This window comes from Alteromonas abrolhosensis (assembly GCF_001953635.1).
Taxonomy (GTDB): domain Bacteria; phylum Pseudomonadota; class Gammaproteobacteria; order Enterobacterales; family Alteromonadaceae; genus Alteromonas; species Alteromonas abrolhosensis.
Window position 1 is genome coordinate 111,083 of the sequence record NZ_MEJH01000007.1, and the last position, 24,263, is coordinate 135,345.

At 43.6% G+C, this 24,263-nt stretch carries 22 protein-coding genes; 11 read left to right on the plus strand and 11 right to left on the minus strand.

The window, feature by feature from the left end; genetic code table 11:
- Window positions 1–109 precede the first annotated feature (109 nt).
- From BGK61_RS12035 to BGK61_RS12045, 3 genes are read left to right on the plus strand one after another with little or no spacing between them, the layout of a single operon-like run.
- Entirely contained in the window at window positions 110–679 is a 570-nt protein-coding gene (locus BGK61_RS12035) for a hypothetical protein (protein WP_014979010.1), read from the plus strand.
- Window positions 680–726: 47 nt separating this feature from the next.
- Window positions 727–2,136 (plus strand): O-antigen ligase family protein, encoded by a 1,410-nt coding sequence (locus BGK61_RS12040; RefSeq protein WP_076011193.1) that lies wholly within the window; start codon window positions 727–729, stop codon window positions 2,134–2,136.
- Between the two features lie 57 nt (window positions 2,137–2,193).
- Complete coding sequence (locus BGK61_RS12045; protein WP_014979008.1) at window positions 2,194–2,604, plus strand: hypothetical protein; 411 nt, start codon at window positions 2,194–2,196, stop codon at window positions 2,602–2,604.
- Between the two features lie 12 nt (window positions 2,605–2,616).
- Here the strand turns inward: BGK61_RS12045 and BGK61_RS12050 are convergent, their stop codons facing one another.
- The 5 genes from BGK61_RS12050 to BGK61_RS12070 all read right to left on the minus strand — a co-directional run bounded on the left by BGK61_RS12050 (window position 2,617) and on the right by BGK61_RS12070 (window position 8,113).
- Complete coding sequence (locus tag BGK61_RS12050; protein ID WP_076011192.1) at window positions 2,617–3,381, minus strand: VpsP family polysaccharide biosynthesis protein; 765 nt, start codon at window positions 3,379–3,381, stop codon at window positions 2,617–2,619.
- A complete protein-coding gene (locus BGK61_RS12055) occupies window positions 3,381–4,112 on the minus strand; it encodes a tyrosine-protein phosphatase (RefSeq protein WP_076011191.1) in 732 nt (243 codons plus the stop codon). Before BGK61_RS12055 ends, BGK61_RS12050 begins: the two co-directional genes overlap by 1 nt.
- 9 nt (window positions 4,113–4,121) lie before the next feature.
- The gene (locus BGK61_RS12060) at window positions 4,122–6,338 is read right to left on the minus strand and encodes a GumC family protein (RefSeq protein ID WP_014998050.1); all 2,217 of its coding nucleotides are present in this window, start codon (window positions 6,336–6,338) and stop codon (window positions 4,122–4,124) included.
- 24 nt (window positions 6,339–6,362) lie between these two features.
- The gene (locus BGK61_RS12065; protein WP_014998049.1) at window positions 6,363–6,824 is read right to left on the minus strand and encodes a polysaccharide biosynthesis/export family protein; all 462 of its coding nucleotides are present in this window, start codon (window positions 6,822–6,824) and stop codon (window positions 6,363–6,365) included.
- An 83-nt stretch (window positions 6,825–6,907) separates the two neighbouring features.
- Window positions 6,908–8,113: an outer membrane beta-barrel protein gene (locus tag BGK61_RS12070; RefSeq protein WP_076011190.1), complete on the minus strand. Its 1,206-nt coding sequence runs from the start codon at window positions 8,111–8,113 to the stop codon at window positions 6,908–6,910.
- Between the two features lie 683 nt (window positions 8,114–8,796).
- Here BGK61_RS12070 and BGK61_RS12075 point away from each other — a divergent pair.
- Both BGK61_RS12075 and BGK61_RS12080 read left to right on the plus strand, forming a co-directional pair.
- On the plus strand, window positions 8,797–10,251 hold the full coding sequence (locus BGK61_RS12075) for an undecaprenyl-phosphate glucose phosphotransferase (RefSeq protein WP_014979002.1): 1,455 nt from the start codon (window positions 8,797–8,799) through the stop codon (window positions 10,249–10,251).
- A gap of 33 nt (window positions 10,252–10,284) precedes the next feature.
- Window positions 10,285–11,694, plus strand: a complete 1,410-nt coding sequence (locus BGK61_RS12080; RefSeq protein WP_014998047.1) for a mannose-1-phosphate guanylyltransferase/mannose-6-phosphate isomerase — start codon at window positions 10,285–10,287, stop codon at window positions 11,692–11,694.
- Window positions 11,695–11,827: 133 nt separating this feature from the next.
- Here BGK61_RS12080 and rplT read toward each other — a convergent pair whose 3' ends face one another.
- From rplT to thrS, 4 genes are all read right to left on the minus strand, one after another.
- Window positions 11,828–12,184 (minus strand): 50S ribosomal protein L20, encoded by a 357-nt coding sequence (rplT, locus tag BGK61_RS12085; protein WP_012518092.1) that lies wholly within the window; start codon window positions 12,182–12,184, stop codon window positions 11,828–11,830.
- Window positions 12,185–12,202: 18 nt separating this feature from the next.
- On the minus strand, window positions 12,203–12,400 hold the full coding sequence (gene rpmI / locus BGK61_RS12090; protein WP_012518091.1) for a 50S ribosomal protein L35: 198 nt from the start codon (window positions 12,398–12,400) through the stop codon (window positions 12,203–12,205).
- A gap of 118 nt (window positions 12,401–12,518) precedes the next feature.
- Window positions 12,519–13,058 (minus strand): translation initiation factor IF-3, encoded by a 540-nt coding sequence (gene infC / locus BGK61_RS12095; RefSeq protein WP_071814473.1) that lies wholly within the window; start codon window positions 13,056–13,058, stop codon window positions 12,519–12,521.
- A 111-nt stretch (window positions 13,059–13,169) separates the two neighbouring features.
- On the minus strand, window positions 13,170–15,086 hold the full coding sequence (thrS, locus tag BGK61_RS12100) for a threonine--tRNA ligase (protein ID WP_014998045.1): 1,917 nt from the start codon (window positions 15,084–15,086) through the stop codon (window positions 13,170–13,172).
- A gap of 450 nt (window positions 15,087–15,536) precedes the next feature.
- Between thrS and BGK61_RS12105 the strand changes: the two genes are divergently transcribed.
- From BGK61_RS12105 to BGK61_RS12115, 3 genes are all read left to right on the plus strand, one after another.
- A complete protein-coding gene (locus BGK61_RS12105; protein WP_014998044.1) occupies window positions 15,537–16,421 on the plus strand; it encodes a fructosamine kinase family protein in 885 nt (294 codons plus the stop codon).
- 132 nt (window positions 16,422–16,553) lie between these two features.
- Window positions 16,554–17,303: a pteridine reductase gene (locus tag BGK61_RS12110; protein ID WP_014998043.1), complete on the plus strand. Its 750-nt coding sequence runs from the start codon at window positions 16,554–16,556 to the stop codon at window positions 17,301–17,303.
- Window positions 17,300–18,493 carry a DUF3080 family protein gene (locus BGK61_RS12115; RefSeq protein WP_014998042.1) on the plus strand — a complete coding sequence of 398 codons (1,194 nt, stop codon included), beginning with the start codon at window positions 17,300–17,302 and terminating at the stop codon, window positions 18,491–18,493. The genes BGK61_RS12110 and BGK61_RS12115 overlap by 4 nt, the downstream gene beginning before the upstream one ends.
- 162 nt (window positions 18,494–18,655) lie before the next feature.
- Here BGK61_RS12115 and BGK61_RS12120 read toward each other — a convergent pair whose 3' ends face one another.
- Window positions 18,656–19,918: a mechanosensitive ion channel family protein gene (locus BGK61_RS12120; protein ID WP_014978996.1), complete on the minus strand. Its 1,263-nt coding sequence runs from the start codon at window positions 19,916–19,918 to the stop codon at window positions 18,656–18,658.
- 168 nt (window positions 19,919–20,086) lie between these two features.
- Window positions 20,087–20,713 (minus strand): CPBP family intramembrane glutamic endopeptidase, encoded by a 627-nt coding sequence (locus BGK61_RS12125; protein WP_014978995.1) that lies wholly within the window; start codon window positions 20,711–20,713, stop codon window positions 20,087–20,089.
- 427 nt (window positions 20,714–21,140) lie between these two features.
- On the opposite strand from BGK61_RS12125, the gene BGK61_RS12130 reads away from it, so the two are divergent.
- The 3 genes from BGK61_RS12130 (at window position 21,141) to BGK61_RS12140 (ending at window position 24,144) form a co-directional block, all read left to right on the plus strand.
- Complete coding sequence (locus BGK61_RS12130) at window positions 21,141–21,974, plus strand: MurR/RpiR family transcriptional regulator (RefSeq protein WP_014978994.1); 834 nt, start codon at window positions 21,141–21,143, stop codon at window positions 21,972–21,974.
- Between the two features lie 199 nt (window positions 21,975–22,173).
- Window positions 22,174–22,737, plus strand: coding sequence for a DUF924 family protein (locus tag BGK61_RS12135; protein ID WP_014978993.1), 564 nt, complete (start codon window positions 22,174–22,176; stop codon window positions 22,735–22,737).
- A gap of 177 nt (window positions 22,738–22,914) precedes the next feature.
- The gene (locus BGK61_RS12140) at window positions 22,915–24,144 is read left to right on the plus strand and encodes an amidase (protein ID WP_076026079.1); all 1,230 of its coding nucleotides are present in this window, start codon (window positions 22,915–22,917) and stop codon (window positions 24,142–24,144) included.
- Window positions 24,145–24,263: the final 119 nt, after the last annotated feature.

Here is a 24,263-nt window from a genome sequence, read left to right on the forward strand (position 1 = left end):
CGAAAAGTCGTATAACAAAGTGAAGACCTAGCCAGTTTACTTGTTGTACAATATTACCAAGTGGTGCTAGCAAGAAGCTGGCTCAAGTTTATGAATAAAAGGATAAGCTATGCGTAGCAACGTTTTTTTATCTTTGTTTTTTGTTGTACTGTTTGCACTTTCTCCATTGTCGTCAGCGCAAGAAGGTACCGTTCCTGGCATTCAAGTAAGAAACTTGCTGGTTACTGAACTTGAAAAAGGTACGGACATTCAAGGCGCATCTAACCAAGTAAGCGAAAAAGTAATTGATGAAGCTCTTTATTTCGATGCTTCAGGCACTGCTTATCTTGCCGAAAACCAGAAAGTGTTCGAGTCTCTAGTAGGTTTACTTAACGACAATGCTTCAGGATTTGAATTAGCAATAGCCGGATTTGCGCAACTTCCCGATCAAGCACCTCAAGTCGTTACTATTACTATTCTGATGTTCCCTGATAGCGCCAGTGAAGTTTACAACATTGCTCTGCAAATGCAGGTAATAAGTGAGGAGGATGCATTGTTGGCCGTCATTAATGCTGGAATAGACCCAAGCACACTTACGGCGACAGCAGCGGGTGGAACAGGAAATACATTTTCTCCTCTTGGTGTCGGTACGGGTGCAGCGGGTGCCGGTGGTGGTGACACAACAATCTCGGCCAACTAGTCAATTTATAACTGCTTAAGCTTTAACTATTTATATTGTAGTTTTTTATGGTTAACGTACTGAAAACCGAAAAGTTTCTTTTCGGTTTTCTTTTATTTACTCTGTTCTGGCTTCCGCTGTCTTTGGGTGCAAACCGCCCGTGGGCATGGGCACTGATGCAAATGTCAGTATTTTTTATTGGCGGAATGTTAGTGATTATCAGAGCCTCATTGCTATCTCAGCTTTATACAAGATACAAGCAGTTCGTTATTTTATGGCTCGCTTTTCTTGGGTGGCAGCTTATCAATATTGTCCCCCTCCCCCTTTCGCTTGTCGAAGTAATTCGGCCGGAGCGTGTCAGTCACCTTCTGGGCAATGGATTAGGTTTTCAAGAGAATGTTACTTCAATGTGGCTATCTTTAAGCTTTGACGTCGGTCAAAGCGATGTCACCTTTTTTAAGTCCCTTGCTTATTGTTTTTTATTTTTTATCGCGCTAACCCTCATAAACTCGGCCGAGCGCTTAAGGTACACACTTATTGTTATTAGTGCCGCAGGTGTTTTTCAAGCTATTTATGGCTCACTGGAAGTCATGTCAGGCTTAAAGTATAGCTTGGTGTTCAAAGAGCCTGTATCACATATCGCAACAGGTAGCTTTATCTACAAAAATCATTACGCTAATTTTTTGATGCTTTGCTTAAGTGCAGCCATTGGGTATTTAATTGCACGTTTACACTTAGATGCTGACACCAGTAAACGTGAGAAACTCCGAAGGCTTGTACAGTTTTGGCTCAGCAACAAGGTGCTGTTTCGCATAGGCATTATTATCATGGTGATTGCCTTGGTTATGTCTCGCTCGCGAATGGGAAACAGCGCATTCTTTATCGCCATGACAGTAACAGCTACCCTCGGATTGATTTATTTCAAGCCTCGTCAAAAAAGCTATATCACTCTTTTCGTTAGTATGTTGATCATTGATATTTTGTTGGTGAGTAGCCTTTTTGGTCTTAAACAAGTGCAACAGCGTTTGGAGCAAACCAACCTAGCACAGGAAAGTCGGGACGAAGTAGTCCTCGACGCACTCCCTCTACTAAGAAAATATGGGCTGATTGGTACAGGCGGCGGTACTTTTTATACCATTTATCCCCAAGTTCAGAGTGAGAGTATTCAGCACTTTTACGACCATGCTCACAACGAGTACCTTCAATTCAGTATTGAGTTCGGCATCGTTGGTGCTTTACTTCTAGCGTTGCTGGTACTGTTGTGCTCTAAGAATGCCCTAAGCGCCATTAGACACAGACGCCATCCATTGCCCAGAGGTACCGCCTTTGCAAGTGTCATGGCCATCATAGGTATGGCATTACACAGTAGTGTGGATTTTCCCCTACAAGCCCCGGCAAATACGGCTATATTTGTAGTTCTTCTAGCATTAGGCACGCTTAGTAGAGATATTTCGATGGGAAGGCAACCACGTAAATAGCAAAAGTTGCATGTTTACTAGCGTGTTTTTATCTTATCTCCTTTAAAAGGATCTTATGTGGTTTTAAAAATTAAACGCCCAGTTAGAGAAGAGCCTAACGTTCAGCACATGCTTGAACGCATGCCCAAAAAAGTAGCAGACTCATTCTCTGAAGAACAATTATCTCATTTGAATATCGCACTGTCTGGAAGGCGTTGGGGGAATCACAAGATAGATGTTCGCGGTACAATCGGTATATTAAGAAGCCGCTACTATTTCGTTCTATTAGCCGGAAAAGATAAACGAGACTTATCTCGAACAGAAAGTCGGATTGGTAGAATTGCTATGGCTACAAGCGTTGTGCTGTTTTTCAGCGTGTCCTTGGGGTTAGGTTTAGTGCTGCTGTATATTCTTAAAAGCTGGCTAGGAATAAATCTATTCGAAGGGTTCTCATTGGGGCTTTGGGATTGGTTGAAAGGAAAGAGTTAATTGCGCAGGGCACTAATTATACGTTACACAGTTAGGTATACGCTTTCTAACAGAATAGCTTGAGTCATTCAACCACCGACATACTGTCTCGGTCACGTTATGCTGCTGAATCGCTTGTAAAACAAAGCTTCTGCTTAGCGGGTTTTGAATCCCTGCATCTAAGTGGCGTTTTAGTAAGTCTTTTACCTCTACGTAATGTAATGAACGTGCGACAAACATGTCTAACCCATACGCTACGACAAATTTATGTACAATCGCATCCTGTGGACCCACCTCAACCGCTCTTGCCAAATAGGCGTAGAAGGCGCTGTCTAACTCTCGCCGCTTCCACTTAACAGAGGCTAATCCTATCCAACTCCCGCTCCAATTGGGTCGAAGCTCAAGGCTCTTTTTGTAGGCGACAAACGCTTGATTCAAATTTTCAGGCGAATTAGAAGGAACTGTTTGAACGTAGCTAGGCACAGCTTCGTCCTCTACGCTGAACGCCTTCCATTCATATAACTGACCCTGCATTTGGTAGTAAAGTGCATTTTTGGGGAAATAGCTAAGCGCAATCTCTATTTTACCAAGAGCACGATCCACCTTTAATGCATTCACTAATTCTGGCTTTCTCTGCCATACATCAATGCTATTCTTAACGCTATAGTAGGCATTTCCCGCGATAAAAAGCTGTACACTCCATACAAAGCTCCATAACCCTATGAGTGCAATGATCCACTTAAGCCAAGCATCCATACTAGCCTTGTGTTGAAACTTAGCAATGTTTAGAAGCGTCATTAGGCATCTTTCTCAGGCGGAATACCCAATATTTCCGCGGGTCTTTTCAGGAAAACTTCCTCAGCCAAAGCTGTATCAAAATCGTAAACCACATCAAAGGCCCCTTTCATATCGTTAGGGCGTCGAATCGGGTCGTGGGTATCTGAAGCGACAACATGAAAGGCTCTGCGATGCATTAAACTTAACGCAAATTGCGCGACGTTGTCGCCAAAACGACCCGTAAGTGCGCCTGCCGTAACTTGAAATAAACAACCTTGTCGCTGAAGCCAGCTAAACTTGGCTGGCTCAGCTAGCAACTCTCTGTTGCGCTCTGGATGTGCAATAAGGGGCTGCACGTTGTTACGCAAGAGCCATTTTATTAAACTTTCAAGCCCTTGGGGAACGTGGCTATGAGGCATTTCAAGCAATAGGATTTTCTTGCCGTTTAGCTCACCAATAAAAGGTAATTCGCCCTGTTTATACCATATGGGAATAAGCTCATTTACTCTAACTTCCGCCGCGTAGGAAAGAGCGAGCGGAATTTTAGCTGCCTGAACAGCACTCACAAGCTCGTCAAAAACAGGTTTAATTGTGCCGAGAGAATTGTCGAAGTAGCCTTTGTGTATATGCGGCGTGCAAACCATACGACTGATACCACAGTCAACGGCTTGTTGAGCCATTTCTAAGGCAATATCTAGAGACCTGGCACCATCGTCGATGCCAGGCAAAATATGACTATGTAAATCTATCAATAAATACTATTAGCTGTTCTTATGACTCGTGTAACCATATTGGTCGTAGAATCCAGCATACCTTTGTGCCGCACCAGATTTGCGTAAGTCTACTTGATTTAGTACCACCCCATCAAGACGATGTCCGACTTGTAGGAAACGAGACAATCCATTGTTGATTAGTTTCTCGCTCGTGCTGTCCGCACGAACTACATAAATCACAGAATCACATGAGTTAGCAATCACCATAGAGTCACTAACCGCTTGAGTCGGAGCTGTATCAACAACAACATATTTGTACTGCGTTTTGAGCTGTTCGATAAGCTCGCCAAACCCCTTGTCAGCTAATAGCTCTTGTGGGTTTGATGGGATAGTTCCGGCGGTTAGGATATCGATTTTAGATTCTTCATCCTGCACCAAACACTCATCGAAGGTGTGAGACTTTAAGATGAGGTTGGCTACACCGGGCTGGTAATTTGGAATACCAAACTGCTTACCCACACTCGGGCGGCGTAAATCAGCATCAATCAGTATTGTTTTATCGAGCTGACCCAAGGCGAACGCTAAGTTGATTGAAACGGTTGTTTTGCCTTCTTTAGGCACGCTCGACGTGATCATTATAGCTTGCTGCTCTTTATCCAAATTCAGCAATGATAGACTTGTTCGAAGGGTACGCACCGATTCAGCAAATTGATGTTTTTTACCATCGAAGAACGAACGTATAGGTAAGTCCGTCTTTTTCTTATGCGGGAGCCACGGAATAAGACCGAGCATTCGCTGTCCAAGCTTACGCTCAACATCTTCAACTGAACGAATGCCGCTGTTTAGGGTTTCCATTGCAATAGCAAGAAAGACACCGAAACCTATGCTAAATACAAAAGCGGCACCGATTAACAGCTTTGTATTAGGTTCAGAAGGCGTATATTTGGGTAGAGCAGCATCAAGCACTCGTGCATTTGCTGACTCGAAGCCACCTAACTCATCGGTTTCTTTTAAGCGAGTAAAGAAAGAGTTGTAAAGCTGCTGGTTGATATCAACTTCGCGCTGAAGTGCTCTGCGTTGGTTATCTAGAGCAGAAAGAGAACGAAACTCTGCTTTTGCTTGCGCGACTTCTTGCTCTAGTTGCGCAACGCGATCTTCTGACACTTCATATTGCGTTGTAATGCTTGTAATTAAATCCCTTATTTGGCTGCTTAATGTTTCGCGAATAGACGTCAGTTCGGCATTTGCAGCGATCATTCGAGGGTGCTTAGGTCCATAAACCTTGCTGAGCTCGCTTACACGAGTCATAGCTTTCGCTTCATCACGTCGAACATCTCTGATAGTGGGATGGTTCAGCACTTCAGGAAGACGAGCGATGTCATCTAACGATACATCATTGCGAGTTTGTTTATAGATAACCGCGTTAAGCTTAAGTGCGGTTTGCGCATCAAGTAGCTGCTTGCTCAATTGTTCTAGTTCGTCAGCGGCAAGACCCACCACCCCATCAATGTTAACGACTTGATTCTGTTCATAGAACTTGGCGAGATTGCGCTCAGCCACAGTAAGCTTTTGCTTAAGTCCTTCAAGGCTGTCTGTTAAAAAAGACGTTGCCTTAGCGGTCATATCTAGCTTTGCCTGAAGGTAGTTTTCAATATAAACGTCTGCGACTGCGTTGGCCAATTCTGCCGAAAGCGTGGGTGATTCTGTAGTAATGGTAATTCTCATCACTTGCGTGTTATCTACCATTTCAACGGTTAAAGCGCTCATCAACAGTGACGTAGCTTTACGTTTCTTTGCAGCTAAAATTTGCTCTTCAGTTAGCTCCGTGGGTTCTTCCTGTGGTAGAAACGGTAAAGTTTCGATGAGGCTAGCTTTAAGTTCATCAAACAACGTGGGGCCTTCATCATCCGGCATGAATTCTTCGTTGTTATACAGTGATAAGCTTTCAACGGTCCGCTCTGCAATTTGACGAGATTGCAGTATTTCAAACTGCGTTTGCATATAGTCCTTGCGCTTTGTATCAAGGCCGTATACTTCTTCAATAGAAACAACATTTGCTTTTTCAGCTTCTACCAAAATAGTTGTAGTAGAGGTAAACATCGGCGTCATTCGCATTACTAGCAATGCCACTAAAATTGTGAATGCAATTGCTAATGAAACAATTCGAAATGCGTAACGCTTTATAATTCCTAAGTAATGAGCAATGTCGATGGTCTCATTTTCAAACACACCAGCATTGAACTCTTCCCTGCCATTTACTGCCATTTTATTTCCTGCACGCTACGTAATTTAGAAGAAACGCTGATTGATAGTAATAATATCACCAGGCTGGATCATATCGCTGACGGTTACAGTGAACTCGTTAGTTCTGCCATCTTTTTCACGAATAATGGTGATTTTGTCTCTCGCCGCACGCTCTGTGTACCCACCCGCTAATGCTGCGGCTTTGTTTACCGAAAGCCCGGGTTGATATGGATAACCACCTGGCCTTTTTACTTCACCATCGATAAAAAATGGCCGGTACTCAACAATTGCCACTGAAACAGAGGGGTTTACTAGATAATCTCCAAGCAACCCTTCGTAGATTTTCTTTTCTACCTCGTCAGCGGTCAAACCAACCAGTTTGATTTCTCCCAAAAAAGGATAATTAATTGTGCCTACATCAGGCAGACGGACTTCCATAGAAAGATCGTCTTGCCCAAAAACACTTATCTTTATTCTGTCACCAGAACCAAGTTGATACTGACTCATGCTTAAGTTTCCCTCTTGAGCGAAGGAAATTGAAGAGAACACGAGTAGGAATAGAATCGAAGCTAAACTAATTGCCTTCTGTCTCACAATGTTACCTCAGCTGTCACGCCAACGACGCTTTTATCGTATCCGATAGTTTCTCGGTTACTATCGCGGTCGGTGAATTGATAATAAGTACTGAATTTTAGCCACCTACGCGCTTGGTAATTTAAAGCCGCAGAATAATTCATTAGCTCATCATCTCTATTATCAATATCAACTTCATTAAACACATACTCGTCGTTTTGCTGAGTTACACTAAAAGAAGTGCTTAAGCGCTCAAGCCAATCATGATTCCAACGAACACTATAATTTTGACCTCGGATGAAGTCACCTTCACCATTTGTTTCAAATGTATCTGCGCTTGTTGAAATTCTGAAGGTTGTATAACTGACTGGTTGCCAGTCAATACCAACCTCCCAGTCCATACCATAGAAGGTGCCGCGAGCTTGGTTGTCGAAATCTTTTTCCTTGTAGCCTACTTTCGCAAATCCCGTTGTCGCGGCCGTGCTTTCCCACACAACACCAACCAGGACACGCGTTTCGTCACTGTCACGTGTAACAAAATTCAATTGTTCATCATACCTAACATAGGTCTTGGTTACGTCTAATACGGCTCTTGTGGCGGAGCCTACTTGATAGCCAAACTCTCCGCCCACCATGGTTTTTACCCTGTCACGGATTAAGTAGGCGTCCTCAGACCTATCATAGTCGAGAGCCTGTCGACGTGTTTTGAGAGTTATTAGGCCGTCGGAGGTAACAGCACCGTAAGAATATTCAGCAGAAAGGTTCGAGCTTTTATAGGTATCCGGCGTCGAAATATCTAATCCAGTACCGATTGAAAAACCGGTACCGCGATCTTCGTGACCATCTTCGTACTGGGCGAGCGCGCTCACTCGATGTCGACTATTCAGCTCGAAGTTCCCAGAAGCTTCAACAAAGTGATCGGTATAATCGTCGTTGTCACTGGATAAGTAAACGCCACGCTCTAACCGATACCCTATTTGAACAGGGTTTCCGTCCACTTGAGTGGCCGCTATTAGTTCCGGCGATAAGATAGTACGCCAGCTGTAAATCTTTCTTTGATTGTCGCGTGCATTCGCTACGTTATCTACATACGCCATCGAAGATGTAAACGAAGGGATCAAATCAAATTGCCCAGCTTGAATTCGACCTGCCTCTTGGGCATTGAGGGTCGGTGTGGCGCAAATTACCGACATCGCTAGAATGCTCTTGGTCCTTATTAACATGTTATTTCCTTCCTACGATGGCTTGGGTGTATTAAAACGGTGCAAAATTATCACTATAGTCTTTTTCCTAAAACTCTTGAAAAAGCGCTATAAACAGCGAAACAGATAGATCACGTGTAATTATTACAAAGCAATTAAGCCGAGTACCTTAATAGTTCACTGCTCTACACAATTCAGCAATACGCGTGCCGCTTTTGCTGACACGCGCTTTATACATCAATGTCACAGCGCTCGCGCAAACGGTTTTAAGTGCTATATTTTTTGTGTCACCAATGAGATAGCTAAGTATTGCAAGTTATACCTCGGTATTATTGCAGCCATGTGTACACGACCATTACTGTGATACATGCTATCTTACTTATATTGCCCATGAGAAGCGCTAGCGCTATATTCTACGCATTTTGCACCAAATTAGAACGCTGTGAAGTTTGATTTTGTAATAAAATTACAATGTCCATATAATATCGTAACACTAGAGCGGTTAAGCTTTAGAATTGATCAATTTCATCGTGAATGTAATCAGCACGTTGTAACGTCTTATCCTAAAGCTTTTTAAAGTGGGCATAATACTTGCCTAATTTCTATTAGTTGTCTTCGCTATTCTTCTTAATTCATGGCTTGGCTTGTTTATGTTGTCATTAGCTTTGGCTACAGGCTTCACTTTTCACTTAGAGATTACTTAAATGGACAATAGAGTAGAATCTAACAAAGCACTTAAAGCTCATCCGGTAGAGCCTAATACAAATGGTGGTTTGGTAGTAAGGAATCAGAGTGGTTTTTCTACCTTCTACAGGCTCATCGATCTTTCGTTGGTGACAATTCTGTATTATTCATCAGCAGCGTATTACGGTACCCAGATAGACACCACCAGCTTAATTCTTCTTTTTGTAAATGTTATCTGCTTTCAAATCTCAGCAGAAGGTGTTGAGCTATATCGTTCGTGGCGTGGACACAGAACCCCTGAAATGCTTAGAGCTGCGGCAATTACTTGGACGCTGAGTGTTTTAGGTACGATGTCGATGGGATACTTTTTTGTACAAGAAATTAAAACACCACCTCCGGCCATATTGTTGTGGTTTGCCTCCTCTTTTGTTGTCTTGATTCTGTGGCGTTACATCATGAGGAAGTTTCTATTTCAAATTCGTAAAAGTGGTCTGAATACACGCCGCTCTATTATCATTGGTGCTACTCATTTAGGTGCGAATGTCGCGCTTCAGATACAACAAAACGAGCATTTAGGTATTCGTTTTAACGGTATATACGACGATAGAGAAGCAGAGCGCTTGCCACATGAAATGCAAGGTGCGGTGCTTGGCAATATTGATGCCGCAATAGAAATGGCAAAGCGAAACGAAGTTGATTATATCTACATTGCACTACCTATGAGCGCAGAGAACCGTATTCGTGCAATTCTTGAACAATGCAGCGATACCACAGCTAACGTTTATGTTATTCCAAATTTCTTTATGTATAACCTGCTAAACGCTCGCTGGCAAACCGTTGGAAATGTTCAGGCTCTCAGTGTTTACGATACTCCGTTCCAAGGCGCAAGTGACCTGCTGAAGCGACTAGAGGATGTGGTATTAAGCAGTATAATCCTGATGCTAATTTCCATCCCTATGCTAGCTATCGCCCTTGCGGTTAAGCTAACTTCTAAGGGACCAGTCATTTTTAAACAAAAGCGCTATGGGCTCGATGGAAAGCAAATAACTGTCTATAAATTTCGTTCTATGACGACGCAAGATAACGGCGCTGTTGTAAAACAGGCAACGAAAAACGACGCCCGCTTAACCAAGATAGGTGGATTTCTAAGACGCACGTCGTTAGATGAGCTTCCTCAGTTTATTAACGTCTTACAAGGTCGCATGTCTATTGTCGGCCCTCGCCCGCATGCTGTGGCGCATAACGAGGAATACCGGAAAATCATTACGGGTTATATGCTTCGTCACAAAGTAAAACCTGGTATCACCGGCTGGGCACAAGTGAACGGCTTGCGCGGCGAAACGGAAACAACAAACAAAATGGTCCAGCGTGTTGAGTATGATTTAGATTACATACACCGATGGTCTATTTGGTTTGATATCAAAATTGTGTTTATGACTGTTTTCAATGGCTTCGTAAACAAAAACGCGTATTAGAAATACACTAATTCAAGAAAAGGACATCAGTTTATGAAACCTGTTGTATTGGCTGGCGGCACTGGTAGCCGCCTTTGGCCAAAGTCTCGCGCCGCTCTTCCAAAACAGTTTTTGTCGCTTACATCCAACAGCACGATGCTTCAAGATACGGTCACTCGACTTAATGGAACAAATGTCGAGCCTCCTGTATTTATATGTAACGATGCACATAGGTTTTTAGTTGCTGAGCAGCTTCGTAAAAAAAATATTGAACATGACGGTATTTTATTAGAGCCGGTGGGGCGAAACACTGCGCCAGCGATAGCACTTGCGGCATTACATGCCACAAAAACTGGGAATAACCCTGTTCTTCTTGTGCTCGCTGCAGATCATTTAATAAAAGACCAAGAGGCTTTCCACAGTGCTATTGTTAAAGCTGAGGCCCTAGCGAATGAAGGGAAGCTTGTCACATTCGGAATAGTCCCCGATAAGCCACATACAGGTTATGGTTATATTAAAGCGGGAAAAGTACTAAACGTTGGGTTTGAGGTCGCTGACTTTGTAGAAAAGCCACAAGCTGAAACCGCTAAACAGTATGTTGAATCAGGAGATTTCTTCTGGAATAGCGGAATGTTCATGTTTAAGGCAAGCCGTTATATTGAGGAGTTGGGTAAATATAATCCCGAAATGTTAGAAGTGTGTCGACGAGCAATCGAAACTGAAGCGCCTGATTTAGACTTTATTCGCGTAGATTCTGAGATATTTTCCACGTGCCCTGATGACTCTATTGACTATGCTGTAATGGAGAAAACTGATAGTGCAGCGATGGTGCCTTTGGATGCCGGGTGGAGTGATGTAGGAAGCTGGACATCTCTCTGGGAAACCGCAGACAAAGATGAAGACGGTAACGTTTGTGTAGGCGATACCATCTTAGAAAAGACCCGAAATAGCTATGTAAATGCAGAGCAACGCCTGGTTTCAGTAATAGGCTTAGAAGACGTTATTGTAGTTGAAACTAAAGATGCTGTTATGGTCGCGCATAAAGATGATGCGCAAAGTATAAAGAACGTAGTAAATAAATTAAAAGCAGAAAAGCGCCCTGAATTCGAATTTCACCGTGAAGTTTTCCGTCCCTGGGGCAGCTATGATTCAATCGATAACGGCGCCCGTTTTCAAGTTAAGCGCATTACTGTTAAGCCGGGTGAAAAACTATCGGTTCAAATGCACCACCACCGCGCCGAACACTGGATAGTGGTTTCAGGCAGCGCCAATGTCACCATTGACGACAATACTAAATTGGTAACAGAGAACGAGTCTGTTTACATTCCTATTGGAGCAGTACACGCTTTAGAAAACCCAGGGAAAATTCCTCTAGAGCTCATAGAGGTGCAATCAGGCGCATACCTTGGTGAGGATGACATAGTTAGGTTTTCCGACCGCTACGGCCGTGTTGACAAGAAATAAGAGTACTTCACACTAAGATAATGAATATAAGCAGAGCTTCGGTTCTGCTTTTTTATCTTTACCCCAAACACGAAAAAAGGCGAGCATCCTGCTCGCCTTTTTCCGAAAGAACTTAAACTTAATTAGTTAATAATTAAGCTAATGCGCCTTTAGCCGCTTCGACTAGTGCGCTGAAAGCTGCTTTGTCATGTACTGCGATGTCGGCAAGGATCTTACGATCGATTTCAACAGACGCTTTCTTCAAACCGTTAATGAAACGGCTGTATGACATACCATTTTGACGAGCAGCAGCGTTGATACGTGCAATCCATAGTTGACGGAATTGACGCTTGCGCTGACGACGGTCACGGTAAGCATATTGACCAGCTTTAGTTACAGCTTGTACCGCTACGCGATATACACGTGAACGTGCGCCGTAATAACCTTTTGCCTGCTTTAGGACTTTTTTGTGACGAGCACGTGCGATAGTGCCGCGTTTTACTCTAGCCATTAATCAGTCTCCTAAGTCTTATACGTAAGGCAACATGCGCTGAACCAATTTGGTATCAGAGTCATGAACCAGTTTTTTGCCACGAAGGTGACGTTTACGCTTAGAGCTCTTCTTAGTCAAAATGTGACGTAAGTGAGACTGTTTGCTTTTAAAGCGGCCAGAACCCGTTTTCTTAAAACGCTTGGCGGCACCGCTTACAGTTTTCATTTTAGGCATTGCTAAAACTCCGCATTGTTTAATATCGGTATTTTTCGTGTTGCAGTCACTTCATACCGGTTAATGTTTAGCAGCAAGGTGTTTAAGGGTGCAGATTCCTTAAAACTTTAGACCGTTACTACTTCTTATTTGGGGCTAGCACCATGATCATCTGACGGCCTTCCACACGACGTGGGAAAGACTCGCATGTAGCGATATCTTCTAAATCGGTTTTAACGCGGTTTAGTAGATCGATACCGATGTCTTGGTGCGCCATTTCACGACCGCGGAAGCGGATCGTAACTTTGGCTTTATCACCACCTTCAAGAAAGCGACGCAGGTTGCGCAGTTTGACCTGGTAATCGCCTTCATCAGTGCCAGGGCGAAATTTAATCTCCTTGACCTGAATTTGCTTCTGTTTTTTCTTCTGCTCTTTTTGAGCTTTACTTTTTTCGAAGAGGAATTTGCCATAGTCCATAACTTTACAGACTGGCGGCTCGGCATTCGGACTGATTTCTACTAGATCTAGGCCCGCTTCTTCTGCGTTACGAGTAGCTTCTGCTAGAGAAACCACACCAACCTGTTCACCGTCTTTGCCAATTAATCTTACTTCTCTGGCTTTAATCTCATCGTTAATGCGGGCTTTGTCGCCCTGAGCCTTGTTGTTAGCGCCTTTAATGTGCTATTCCTCCAAACATTTAATTCTTTTGTCTGCTTTTGGGAGGTCGATTGACCTAAAGTAAAACCAAAAGCAGACACCTTAATTGTGTATTATACACAATTTGCTCAACTACTTAATCGTCTTTTCAACAACTTCTTGTTGAGCCATGGCAATAAAGTCTTCCAGGCGCATTTTGCCTAGGTCGTCGCCGCGACGAGAGCGTACTGCTACTTCGCCCGCTTCCATTTCTTTATCGCCCACAACTAGCATATACGGAATACGCTTCAAAGTGTGCTCGCGGATTTTAAAGCCGATCTTCTCATTTCGCAAGTCAGACTTTGCTCTAAAACCTAATTCTTGCAGTTTTTTTACACAATCTGAGGCATATTCAGCTTGTTTGTCGGTAATATTCATTACCACAACCTGTTGAGGAGCCAACCAGAGCGGGAAGAAACCTGCAAATTCTTCGGTCAAAATTCCAATGAAGCGTTCGAGTGAACCCAAAATAGCGCGGTGAATCATAACCGGCACTTTGCGTTCGCCATCTTCTGCCACATAAGTAGAGCCTAAGCGACCTGGCATTGAGAAATCTAGCTGTACGGTTCCGCACTGCCACGCACGGTCTAAGCAATCGTGCAGAGTAAACTCAATTTTCGGTCCGTAGAACGCACCTTCTCCAGGCTGATAATCGAACTCGATGTCATTGGCTTTAAGTGCATCCGCAAGCGCAGATTCTGATTTATCCCAAATCTCGTCAGCACCTACGCGCTTTTCTGGGCGTGTAGATAGCTTAACTTTGATGTTTTCAAAACCAAACGCAGCGTATGTCTCGTACACCATCTTAATACAGCCACTCACCTCTTCTAGGATCTGTTCTTCAGTACAGAAAATGTGAGCATCGTCCTGCGTAAAGCCACGAACTCGCATTAGACCGTGTAGTGCGCCCGATGGTTCGTTACGGTGACAGCAGCCAAACTCAGCCATACGAAGAGGCAGGTCGCGGTACGATTTCAAACCTTGGTTGAAAATCTGTACGTGGCCTGGGCAGTTCATTGGCTTAACAGCATATTCACGCTTTTCAGACTCAGTCGTAAACATGTTTTCAGCGTACTTGTCCCAGTGACCTGATTTTTCCCAAAGCGAGCGGTCCATCATTAATGGGCCTTTAACTTCGTCATAACCGTATTCACGAAGCTTCTTACGCACATAGCTTTCTAGCTCGGTGTAAATAGACCACCCATCGTTGTGCCAAAACACCATGCCCGGCGCTTCTTCTTGCCAATGGAAAAGGTTAAGTGCTTTACCAATTTTACGGTGGTCGCGCTTTTCAGCTTCTTCTAAGCGCTGTAGGTAAGATTTAAGCTGCTTCTTATCTGCCCACGCAGTACCGTAAATACGCTGAAGCATTTTGTTGTCGCTATCGCCACGCCAGTAAGCACCGGCCACTTTCATCAATTTGAAGTGGTGGCAGAACTTCATATTAGGCACGTGAGGTCCACGACACATATCTGTGTATTCTTCGTGGTGATATAGTGCTGGGCGGTCGTCCTTGCTGATGTTCTCATCAAGAATTTCCATTTTATAGCTTTCACCGCGCGCTTCAAATGCATCGCGTGCTTCTTGCCAGCTAACTTTGTTCTTAACCACGTCGTAATTGGTTTTAGCCAGTTCAAGCATACGCTTTTCTAGTTTGGCTAAATCTTCCTGGGTTAGGCTTTCTTCCATATCAACATCGTAGTAGAAACCGTTGTCGATAACTGGGCCGATAGCCATTTTAGTGTTAGGCCAAAGTTGTTTGATAGCGTGACCTAACAAGTGCGCGCAACTGTGACGAAGAATTTCTAAACCTTCATCGTCTTTTGCAGTAATAATTTGAAGTTGTGCGTCCGCGTCAATCATATCAACGGCGTCAACTAACTCACCGTTTACTTTTCCTGCAATGGTTGCTTTGGCTAAACCAGGGCCAATATCATTTGCAACATCTAATACAGAAACAGCATTATCGAAAGCGCGTTGGCTTCCATCAGGAAGGGTAATTACAGGCATTTTAATTCCTTTACAGTGGTGACGCCTACTCTGCGCCACATGCATTTTTTTAAAAAAATTTAAACGTGCTTTTTAGCACTCGAAACTTACTTTATTTGCATCGACCGAATTACAGCATGTAAGCACAGCAAATTAGGTACAGTAAAAACGTACACGCGTCGAACTTACTGAGTTTTCTCAGTATTAAAGCAAGTGGTGGATTATAACCAGTGTAGGGGCAACTTCAATATCGAAAAGCCTTTATTGGCTAATTTGTGAAGGTTTGATTTCGTTTAGGAAGATTTTGAGTAGGAATTTATGCATTTCACCGTTTTTATCCCATACTTTAGTGTAAGGCGATAAAGGTTGCTGGACTGTCTCTTTGCTGGTGCTCTAATGTGCCATAGGAAAGTAGTCACTCAACACTCCAATCGCCTTGAAAAAAGCATTAGAACAAGCAGAGCGTACAATATGTGGCATTTTATTAGCGAGCATATTTCAGATGAAACCCAGCAGTTTTTTAGCTGCCAAAAAGCCGAACGAGTAAGTGGCGGAGATACACACGAAAGTTACATCATAAAAGATACGACCCATCGCTACTTTGTTAAAACCCGTCGTTATGATGATACTCAACAATTGTCCCATGAAGCCGAAGGTCTCAACGCCATTGCTAACACCCAAACCATAGCTACGCCGCGGGTTATTTGCCATGGGATCACTTCTAACGAAACGCCCAATATGGAATATCTGGTGCTCGCTCATATCCGATTTATAGAGCCTGCCGTAAGTGATTACAACACTCTGGGCCAGCAACTTGCTGCGTTCCATTCTGTTAACGCCTACACCAGCTATGGGTGGCCGCATGACAATTACATTGGCGCCAGTGTACAAACCAATGGAAGAATGGCGTCTTGGGCTGACTTTTTTGCAGAAAAACGGATTGGTAGCATGCTAGAACGCTTGGCATCAATTGGTACATGGAAAAGCGAAGATGGCGATATAGACGATATTGTTACTCGAGTAAGACATCTCTTGAGCTTACATCAACCCCACCCTTCCCTACTTCATGGAGATTTATGGGCGGGTAACGCGGGATTTAACAAGAAAGGGCCAGTCTTATTCGACCCAGCGGTGTACGTTGGGGACGCCGAAACCGACCTTGCTATGGCCGAATTGTTTGGCGGTTTTCCCCAATCATTCTTCGAGGGTTACCATCAACACACCCCAATCGAAAAAAATTACCGCTTAAGAAAACCAATTTACCAGCTTTACCATATTTTAAATCACGGGTTATTATTTGGCGCGCACTACATAGCGCAAGCCAAACAAATATTAGACGACATTTACAAGCACTAATGCGACATGCAAACTAGCTCGCATTTCTTGTCCATCAATCGTTTAATCGTCGTATCATTGCCCCCTCTTAACAATAAAAATGCAGGCGATAGATAGGCAGCATACGATTTAAAATAGAGAGCAGCTTTAATTATGAAAAACTCAGGCCCTGTTGCATTTATTACCGGGGCAGCAAAACGAATTGGCGCCGCTATGGCGTGTCAGCTTCATAGCGAAGGCTATCGCGTTATTATTCATTATGGACATTCCAAAGACGATGCACTCGCACTGGCTGAAAAACTTAACAATCAGCGAGCGGATTCAGCTATCTGCCTTCAGGCCAACCTTTGTAATTCAGACGAGGTAAGCACACTGGGGCGGCGAGCATTAGGCATTTGGGGTCAGATAGACGTTTTAGTAAATAATGCTTCTAGTTTTTATCCCACTCCAGTGGGCGAAATTTCAGAAGAAGACTGGGTCTCTCTGATAGGCAGTAACGTGAAGGGGCCACTGTTTCTATCACAAGCATTGGCACCAGCGTTAGCGGTAAGTAATGGCTGCATTATTAATATGGTCGATATGCATGTCGACCGCCCTCTCCCCAAGCATAGTGTTTATTTGATTGCTAAATCAGGCCTTGCCTCACTGACCAAGTCACTAGCAATAGACTTAGCACCCCATGTTCGCGTAAATGGTATCGCGCCAGGGGCTATTTTGTGGCCAGAAAGAGAAATGGGTGATGATGAAAAAGAAAAATTATTGTCGAGTATTCCGTTAGGGGAATTAGGTGCACCTGCAGACATTGCCAAGACATTGTCGTTCTTGGTATCAGTCCCCTATATCACAGGGCAAATCATTTACGTCGATGGTGGCCGTAGCCTTCATACCGGTGCCTCCGCGTGAGGAAATTTCAACTAAAAGTCTTGCAACCAAACGTTTCTCATTTAAGAAGCGCCTGCCGCACTGTCATTATCAGCGTGGGCTTATTTTCTTTAATGGGTTGTTTTGGCGGTAGTACTGTGAAGCAAAGCATTGATGATTACGCCGCACGGCTTTCTCGCGTGCTCGATGTGCCACTACCCGCCTCATTTAACAATAAGATTACTACACCACTTCCCAAACTTGCCGACTCCGCAACGCTTAAACACACCATTGAAGGCGTAAGTATAAACCTGCGTGAGTTTTATGCGCTGCAAGATTGTGAGCTGGGCACTGTAGTTGCCGAGCGCAATACGTCACTAGGAAAAAGTCAGTTGCCATCCCAACGGCTTGTTTATGAGAGCAAACTGCTTACCGTGCTTAAAAGCTGCGAGGCGGCGCTTACTAAAGACGACGAAACTAGCCAGAGTAACGCGGCACTGGCAGCAACCATCGCATCATGGCGTGAACAAAAAACGCTAGACTACAGTAAAACTTGGGCAAACCTAGTCCAAGGAAGCCAAGAATTACGTTTGGCGCTTAATTCACCTGAACGTCTGTTTTCAGTTGAAAACAATAAAGACGCGCTTTCTAGCGTAAACGCGCTCTATTACATCAACAGCTTGAATAACAAAGCGTTGCTCTTGGGTGATATGTATGCAGACGAAGATTCCTCCGATTCAACAGCAAGCGAGACAAAAGCGGTAGCCACCAATAGAAACAGCAATGAAAGCCTTATTGACAGCAGCGAACTCGAACAACAGCTACAAATTATACGTTCAGCCCGGTTACCCGCTACGCTTTGGCACACACAACAAACCTTAACGCAAAACCTCTCACTGCTTACGAAAATGATTTCTACCGAGCTTGATGCTGTAAGCTGCCCAGAAGGCCGCGCCAGCGACAAAGCAAAAATACTGCGTAATGTATTCTATCTATTTTTTATTGAAGAGATACAACCTGTAGGAAGTTTGGTAAATCAATACCATTACAAACTTGAGCCATTGTGGGAAGACTGGCTTGCTCAGCCATCATTGCATAAGGAATTCAAACGCTATATCAGGCAGCAATCACAGGATGGTTTCATTCAATACAGCAGCGCCATGAAAGCGCATGTAAACTTATGGCAAGGTTTTCTGGGTAGATGTAACTTATCGCCCGTCGCGCCTAGTTAAAAGCGCGACGAGCAAGCTCCAATACCTCACCAGTCTGGTTATTGCTGAACATATCTTAACCTCTGGCTAGCTTTGCTATAGCACGCTCAATTTGCACGGTTCCCTTCTAGATTCCAAAAGAGGGCAAATTACCTATTCCAATAAGACTTTACATAACAAATGCTAAAGAATATTTTCTCCTGCTTCCGGGTCTCTCGACTTACGGGCCTGCTCTCGAATCTCATGAGCTTCGGAAGACACATCATCATTAACTTTCGATTCCTGTGGACGCGTTGTTCCAGCCGCTTTAGCGCTTGACCTCTCGTTTCGATTTTCTGTGGCCTCTCCACTATTTTTCTCACTATCAAAACTTTTTACGTTCTTTTGTTCTGTCGTACTTTCACTTAACTCATTTGCTACGTTTTCTGAAGGGTTAGCGCTTGACGCGCCTTTTTCGGAAGCATGATAAATATGCATGCCCTCTGGAAAAATGCGCTCTCTCGCATCATCAGGCATACTGATATTCGCCTCTAAGAAGGCCTGAGTGATTTTTCGCATCAGCACCGACGCCATTTTTAGTACACTCGTTTTCTCAACATCTACCCAAAAATAAACTTTAATATTGTAGGTAGATGGCCCTAGTTCATCGATGAGGATTTGTGGCTCTGGGTCGTTTAAAACATTGTCTTGCGCCGCAGTAATTTCTTGTGCAATTTGCTGCGCCTGTTGTATGTCAGCATCGTAGCCAACGCCAATAACAAACTGGCCACGCATAAGCGGATTGGCCGTAAGGTTTTTGATTACTCCTTTGTAAATCGTGGCGTTAGGTATTTGAATATGGTTACCATCAAAATCGACCAGTGTGGTCGCACGTGCCGTTACTTTCTGAATGATGCCGGTGAAATCGTTGATTTGTACGATGTCCCCTATTCTAAAGGGGCGTTGAATAGTAAGCAGTAGACTTGAAATAAAGTTCTCTGCGATGTCGCGAAAAGCGAAACCAAGAATAAGCCCCACCACACCTGTACCGCTCACCACTGCGATTGCAAATCCGGTGAGCCCAGCTAAGAATAAAAATAGATAAATACCGAGTAAAATTAAGACTAAACTGACACTTCTTTGAATAACTGAGCGCAGTAACGGTGAAGTCGTTGTTCTTGTTAATGGTTTAACCAGCACTTTTGCGATATGTGGCGCAAGCAGAATAAACGCTGCCATTATTACAATGCCCAACGCTAGGCCTGGTAAACGGTAAACAAAATTATCCCAAAGCTGCGAAAGCAACGACTGTGCGCTTGATAGACTGCTAATAGAGCCTGCTTCACCGTCTTGTTGAAGCAAATTCTGGACAAAGCGATGATTTGCAGCCGTACCAATATATTGAGAGCTAATCTCTGTATATTTTGCTGAAATGACCTGTTTTATGACTAGGAAAGCACTGAACATAACCTTACTCCTTGGCGTTCATGGATGTTAGCAGTGTGACGAAATCGCATGTCTACGGATGCAATCGAAAGTACTGCGCATGTCGAACGTTAAACGATATTATTACCACCTCTTTCACCCGCACCGTCATGCGATCACTAGTTGTCGGAAGGTGCTGAGCAAGAATATTTACGTTACGATAACTAAATAAGATCCCAGTCCAATAGTAAACACAAAGCTGCCCCAAATAGCATGCTCAATCACCACCACAGGTGTTGAGTTTGTTTGCATGTATCGATAGCCAAAAATGGCACCTCCAATCCACGAAACAACAACCGCTACCCAGTTACCATAGACCAAGTGGGCTAAACCAAATAAAAATGTACTTAATGCCCATCTCGCATATTTAGATGGCAAGATGCGTTTGTAACGATGAAAGAAATAAGTACGAAAGATAATCTCTTGCGGGATTACTGAAACTATCGGATATATTAGTAGCGTCGCTATCCACATCCACGGCTGGTTCATAGGCCAATGCAAGAAGAGCTCTGGCTTAAACAAATAAACAATAAGGGCGAGTAAGCTGGCCCAAGGCAAAAATAACTTAATCGTACTTTTAAAATGTGCTCGATAATCTTCCCAGTGCCACAACTTAATACGCTTGAATTGCTTATCCGCCAATAAGATAGCTAAACAACAAAGGCCCATTACACCTAAGATAGGCATGAGATAGTCTGCAAAATGTTTTATCCAGTACAGAATTGCAAAGGGAAGCCCTACAAATAGTAGGAGCAATTCCGACCAAAGCTTTACCACAACTCACCTCTTAATCTGGGTAATGATGCATTCGCTGTACGATTCACTAGATAGTTTGCCTAAATGGAATCCAAGCTTAGCCAACAAAATAATTACCAACCTATGACAGTTTCATGAACTTTTTCGGTTATACACTATGAAATTGTAGTGCCAATCTGTAATGCATGAAGGGGCAAATAGATGATACTTTAGCCTTATTCTGAATGCAGAATTTGTAACCCTTTAAAGATTCGACGTTTTCTAGCTATGTTGGGGTTTTATAGGCAAAGTTTTAACGCGGAATAACAGAATATTGTGTAGTATTTTGGGTTCATCAACAGTTTCGAGGTATGCATATTTAGGTGAGCGACAGTTAGGAAACCACGTAGTGTTTGTATATCGCACAAAAGTCGTGAAATAATTGCATGAGATGTATAAGGCGATACCAATGACAAAAAATAGCCCTAGCGACGTTTTACAACAAATTGAAAAACACTATGCCTCGTTATCTCCTTCGGGCAAATCCATTGCGCATTATATTCAGCAAAACCCAATCGCCGTACTAAGTCAGTCTACTTCTCTCATTGCAGAAAAAACGGGGACGTCAAAGGCCACTGTTAGTCGCTTCTTTCGTCAACTGGGGTTTGATTCACATCAACAAGCCAAAGAAGCGCTTGTACAGTTACGTGAGCAAGGCGTACCCGTAGTTAGCCCTTCAAGTGGTGTTTTGCAACATGAAAGTGATAGCAAAAACTTAGCAAATACATTCGAAAGCACTTCCTCAGAGGCGTTGACAGATATCGCTAAATTGCTGGCATCAGCAGGACAAGTTACGTTGATCGGCTTTAGAAACGCCTACCCCATCGCGCTGCATTTTAGGCAGCAGCTGAAACAAATTCGTGCGTCGGTCCGCGTGCTTCCCCAGCCCGGTCAAACACTTAGTGAAGATATTATTGACCTTACCGAAAACGATCTTGTTGTACTTTTCGGTTTTCGTCGAAGAACCCGCCAGTTCAAGTTTGTTTTAAATAGTATCAAACACTGTAAAACCGTGCTTATAACCGATCCAACAGGGCAAGGTTATCGTCATGAAGTTGATCATCTTCTTGTAACTCATATCGGCAGTGACTCGCCTTTTGATAGCTATGCGGCCCCGATGAGCCTAGTTGCTTCGCTGTGTAATCTTACTTATGAGGTGTTAGGAAGCGAAGCCGCGGACCGCGTTGACGCTATCACTGATATATACATTCAAATGGATGAGTTAGAGAGCCCAAAACGTTAGCCCTTCCCATAGAACACTTTTTAAGCAATACTGTAAATGGAGCGAATAGCAGAGATTTGTTATTTTGCAAGCGCAAAGGGAACTAAAGCGCTTAAAAACGGGTATAAGTATTAATTCAAACTGCTTATTTGGTTTTTAATGCACAAAAACGTACCTGTTGATTTAATTTCACTGCTAAAAGCGTGTGGTTGGAGTTGATATGGATAAAACGCAAGTAGTCATGGAAGAAGCTAATGGAGTGCTAGACTTTTGGTTTGGAGAACTCTCTCCAGAACAATGGTTTAAGGAAGATGCTGCACTAGATAAAACTATAACTTCGCAATTTTCAAAGTTGCATTCTGCAGCTAAGAGGGGCGAGTTGTGGCCTTGGCGAGCAACAGCGACAGGGAGACTTGCCGAAATAATTCTACTCGACCAATTTTCACGAAATATCCATCGCAATGACAAGGACGCGTTCAGTGCAGACAGTATCGCTTTAGTTCTTGCGCAAGAAGCGGTAAGTGTCGAAGCCGACAAAGTACTCACACCACAACAACGCGCGTTTCTGTATATGCCTTTTATGCACAGTGAATCGTTAGCTATACACGATGTGGCATTGGAATTATTTTCTCAAGAAGGTCTTGAACGGGAATTTACTTTCGAAAAGCGCCATCAGCAGGTTATTGAAATGTTTGGGCGCTACCCTCATCGCAATGCGGTGTTAGGACGTGAATCTACACCTGACGAAATTGCTTTCCTGAAGAAAAACCCTCAAGGATTTTAGCGCTGCTCTAAACTTTAAGCGCACTGACGCATGCAATTTACATTATCGTTATTCAATCCTGATCAATATTTTTTCCCAACTTTTCTTTAAGTAACGATCGTTTCCCTTGACTTTAAAATGAAACAGTTGTTTCATTAGATAACGACCAATTAAGAAACAATAAATAAGTACCGCGCTGTGAGCTCTCCTTTTGTACTAAAGCCCTGTGATGCAAATTTCACACAAGCAATTAAATACTTAGACGTAATCTCTAATCGCGATGATTACGAGGAAAAAGTTATACCAAAAGCGCAGAAACCACTTTGCGGTTTAGGTCTGGCAGTAAAAGATTTGTTTCACATTCAAGGTTTGCCGACTTCTGCAGGTAACCCTGATTGGCTAGCCACCCACTCGATTCCAGAAAATACGAGCAGTTGTGTGGCAAAGATGCTTCAGGCGGGTGCCGTGTTCAAAGGTAAAACCATAACTGATGAGCTTGCCTACAGTTTACACGGGCAGAATAAGCACTACGAAACACTGGTAAACCCAGTGGCACCAGCTCATATACCTGGTGGTTCTTCGTCAGGTTCAGCGGTGGCCGTTAGCGCGCACCTTGCCGACATAGGGCTTGGCACCGATACAGGCGGCTCTATTCGCGTACCGTCTAGCTATCAAGGGTTATGGGGGCTTCGCACCACGCACGGCGTTGTCGCCTGCGACAATATGGTAGCACTTGCGCCTTCGTTTGATACCGTAGGCTGGATGACACGCGACCTAGACACGCTGACTAAAGTTGCCAATGTCTGCATAGATAGCGCAACACAAAGTGAAATATCAGGTACGCCTCGATTTGGCATAGCAGCGCATTTATTTGAGCAGGCCGCTCACAAATCGCTGTGCAAAACATGGCTTGCAGCGCTGGCTGAAAACAACGACTGCATTACGTTGCCAGAGACTCAGCTTGATTTAGACACATTACAAACAGCTGCTACTTTTCGTACCTTACAGGGCAATGAAATATGGCAGCAACATGGCGAATGGATTGAATACACTCAACCCGATATCGCTAAAGATATAATGTTGCGCTTAGATTGGTGTAAAACCATAACAACACAAGATGTACAACAAGCTAAAGCGCAACAATCTGTGGTAATCAATCATTTAAATGCTCTATTTGAAGACATAGACGTACTGATTATTCCCACGACACCCGGTGTAGCACCTCGATGTGATGCCGATGAAACGACTCTGGCAAATGATAGAAACGCTCTGCTCGCACTTACGGCGATAGCTGGGCTTGCGGGTTTACCCCAGCTTCATCTGCCGTTGTTTACCCTACACAACGCTCCATGCGGATTATCGCTAGTGGGCAAAAAAGGCAACGATCTTGCACTTCTCGCGTTAGCAAAAAAGCTAGCCACTCGCTAAACGTGTAAAGCGCGCCTGTTTTATTTAAGTTGCACTCAAATAAAGCATTAGCGCCCTATCGCATTCAAGTAGAAAGTAGAAAGCGGAAGTAAGACCTAAGCGCCCCGTCATTTTGCCTT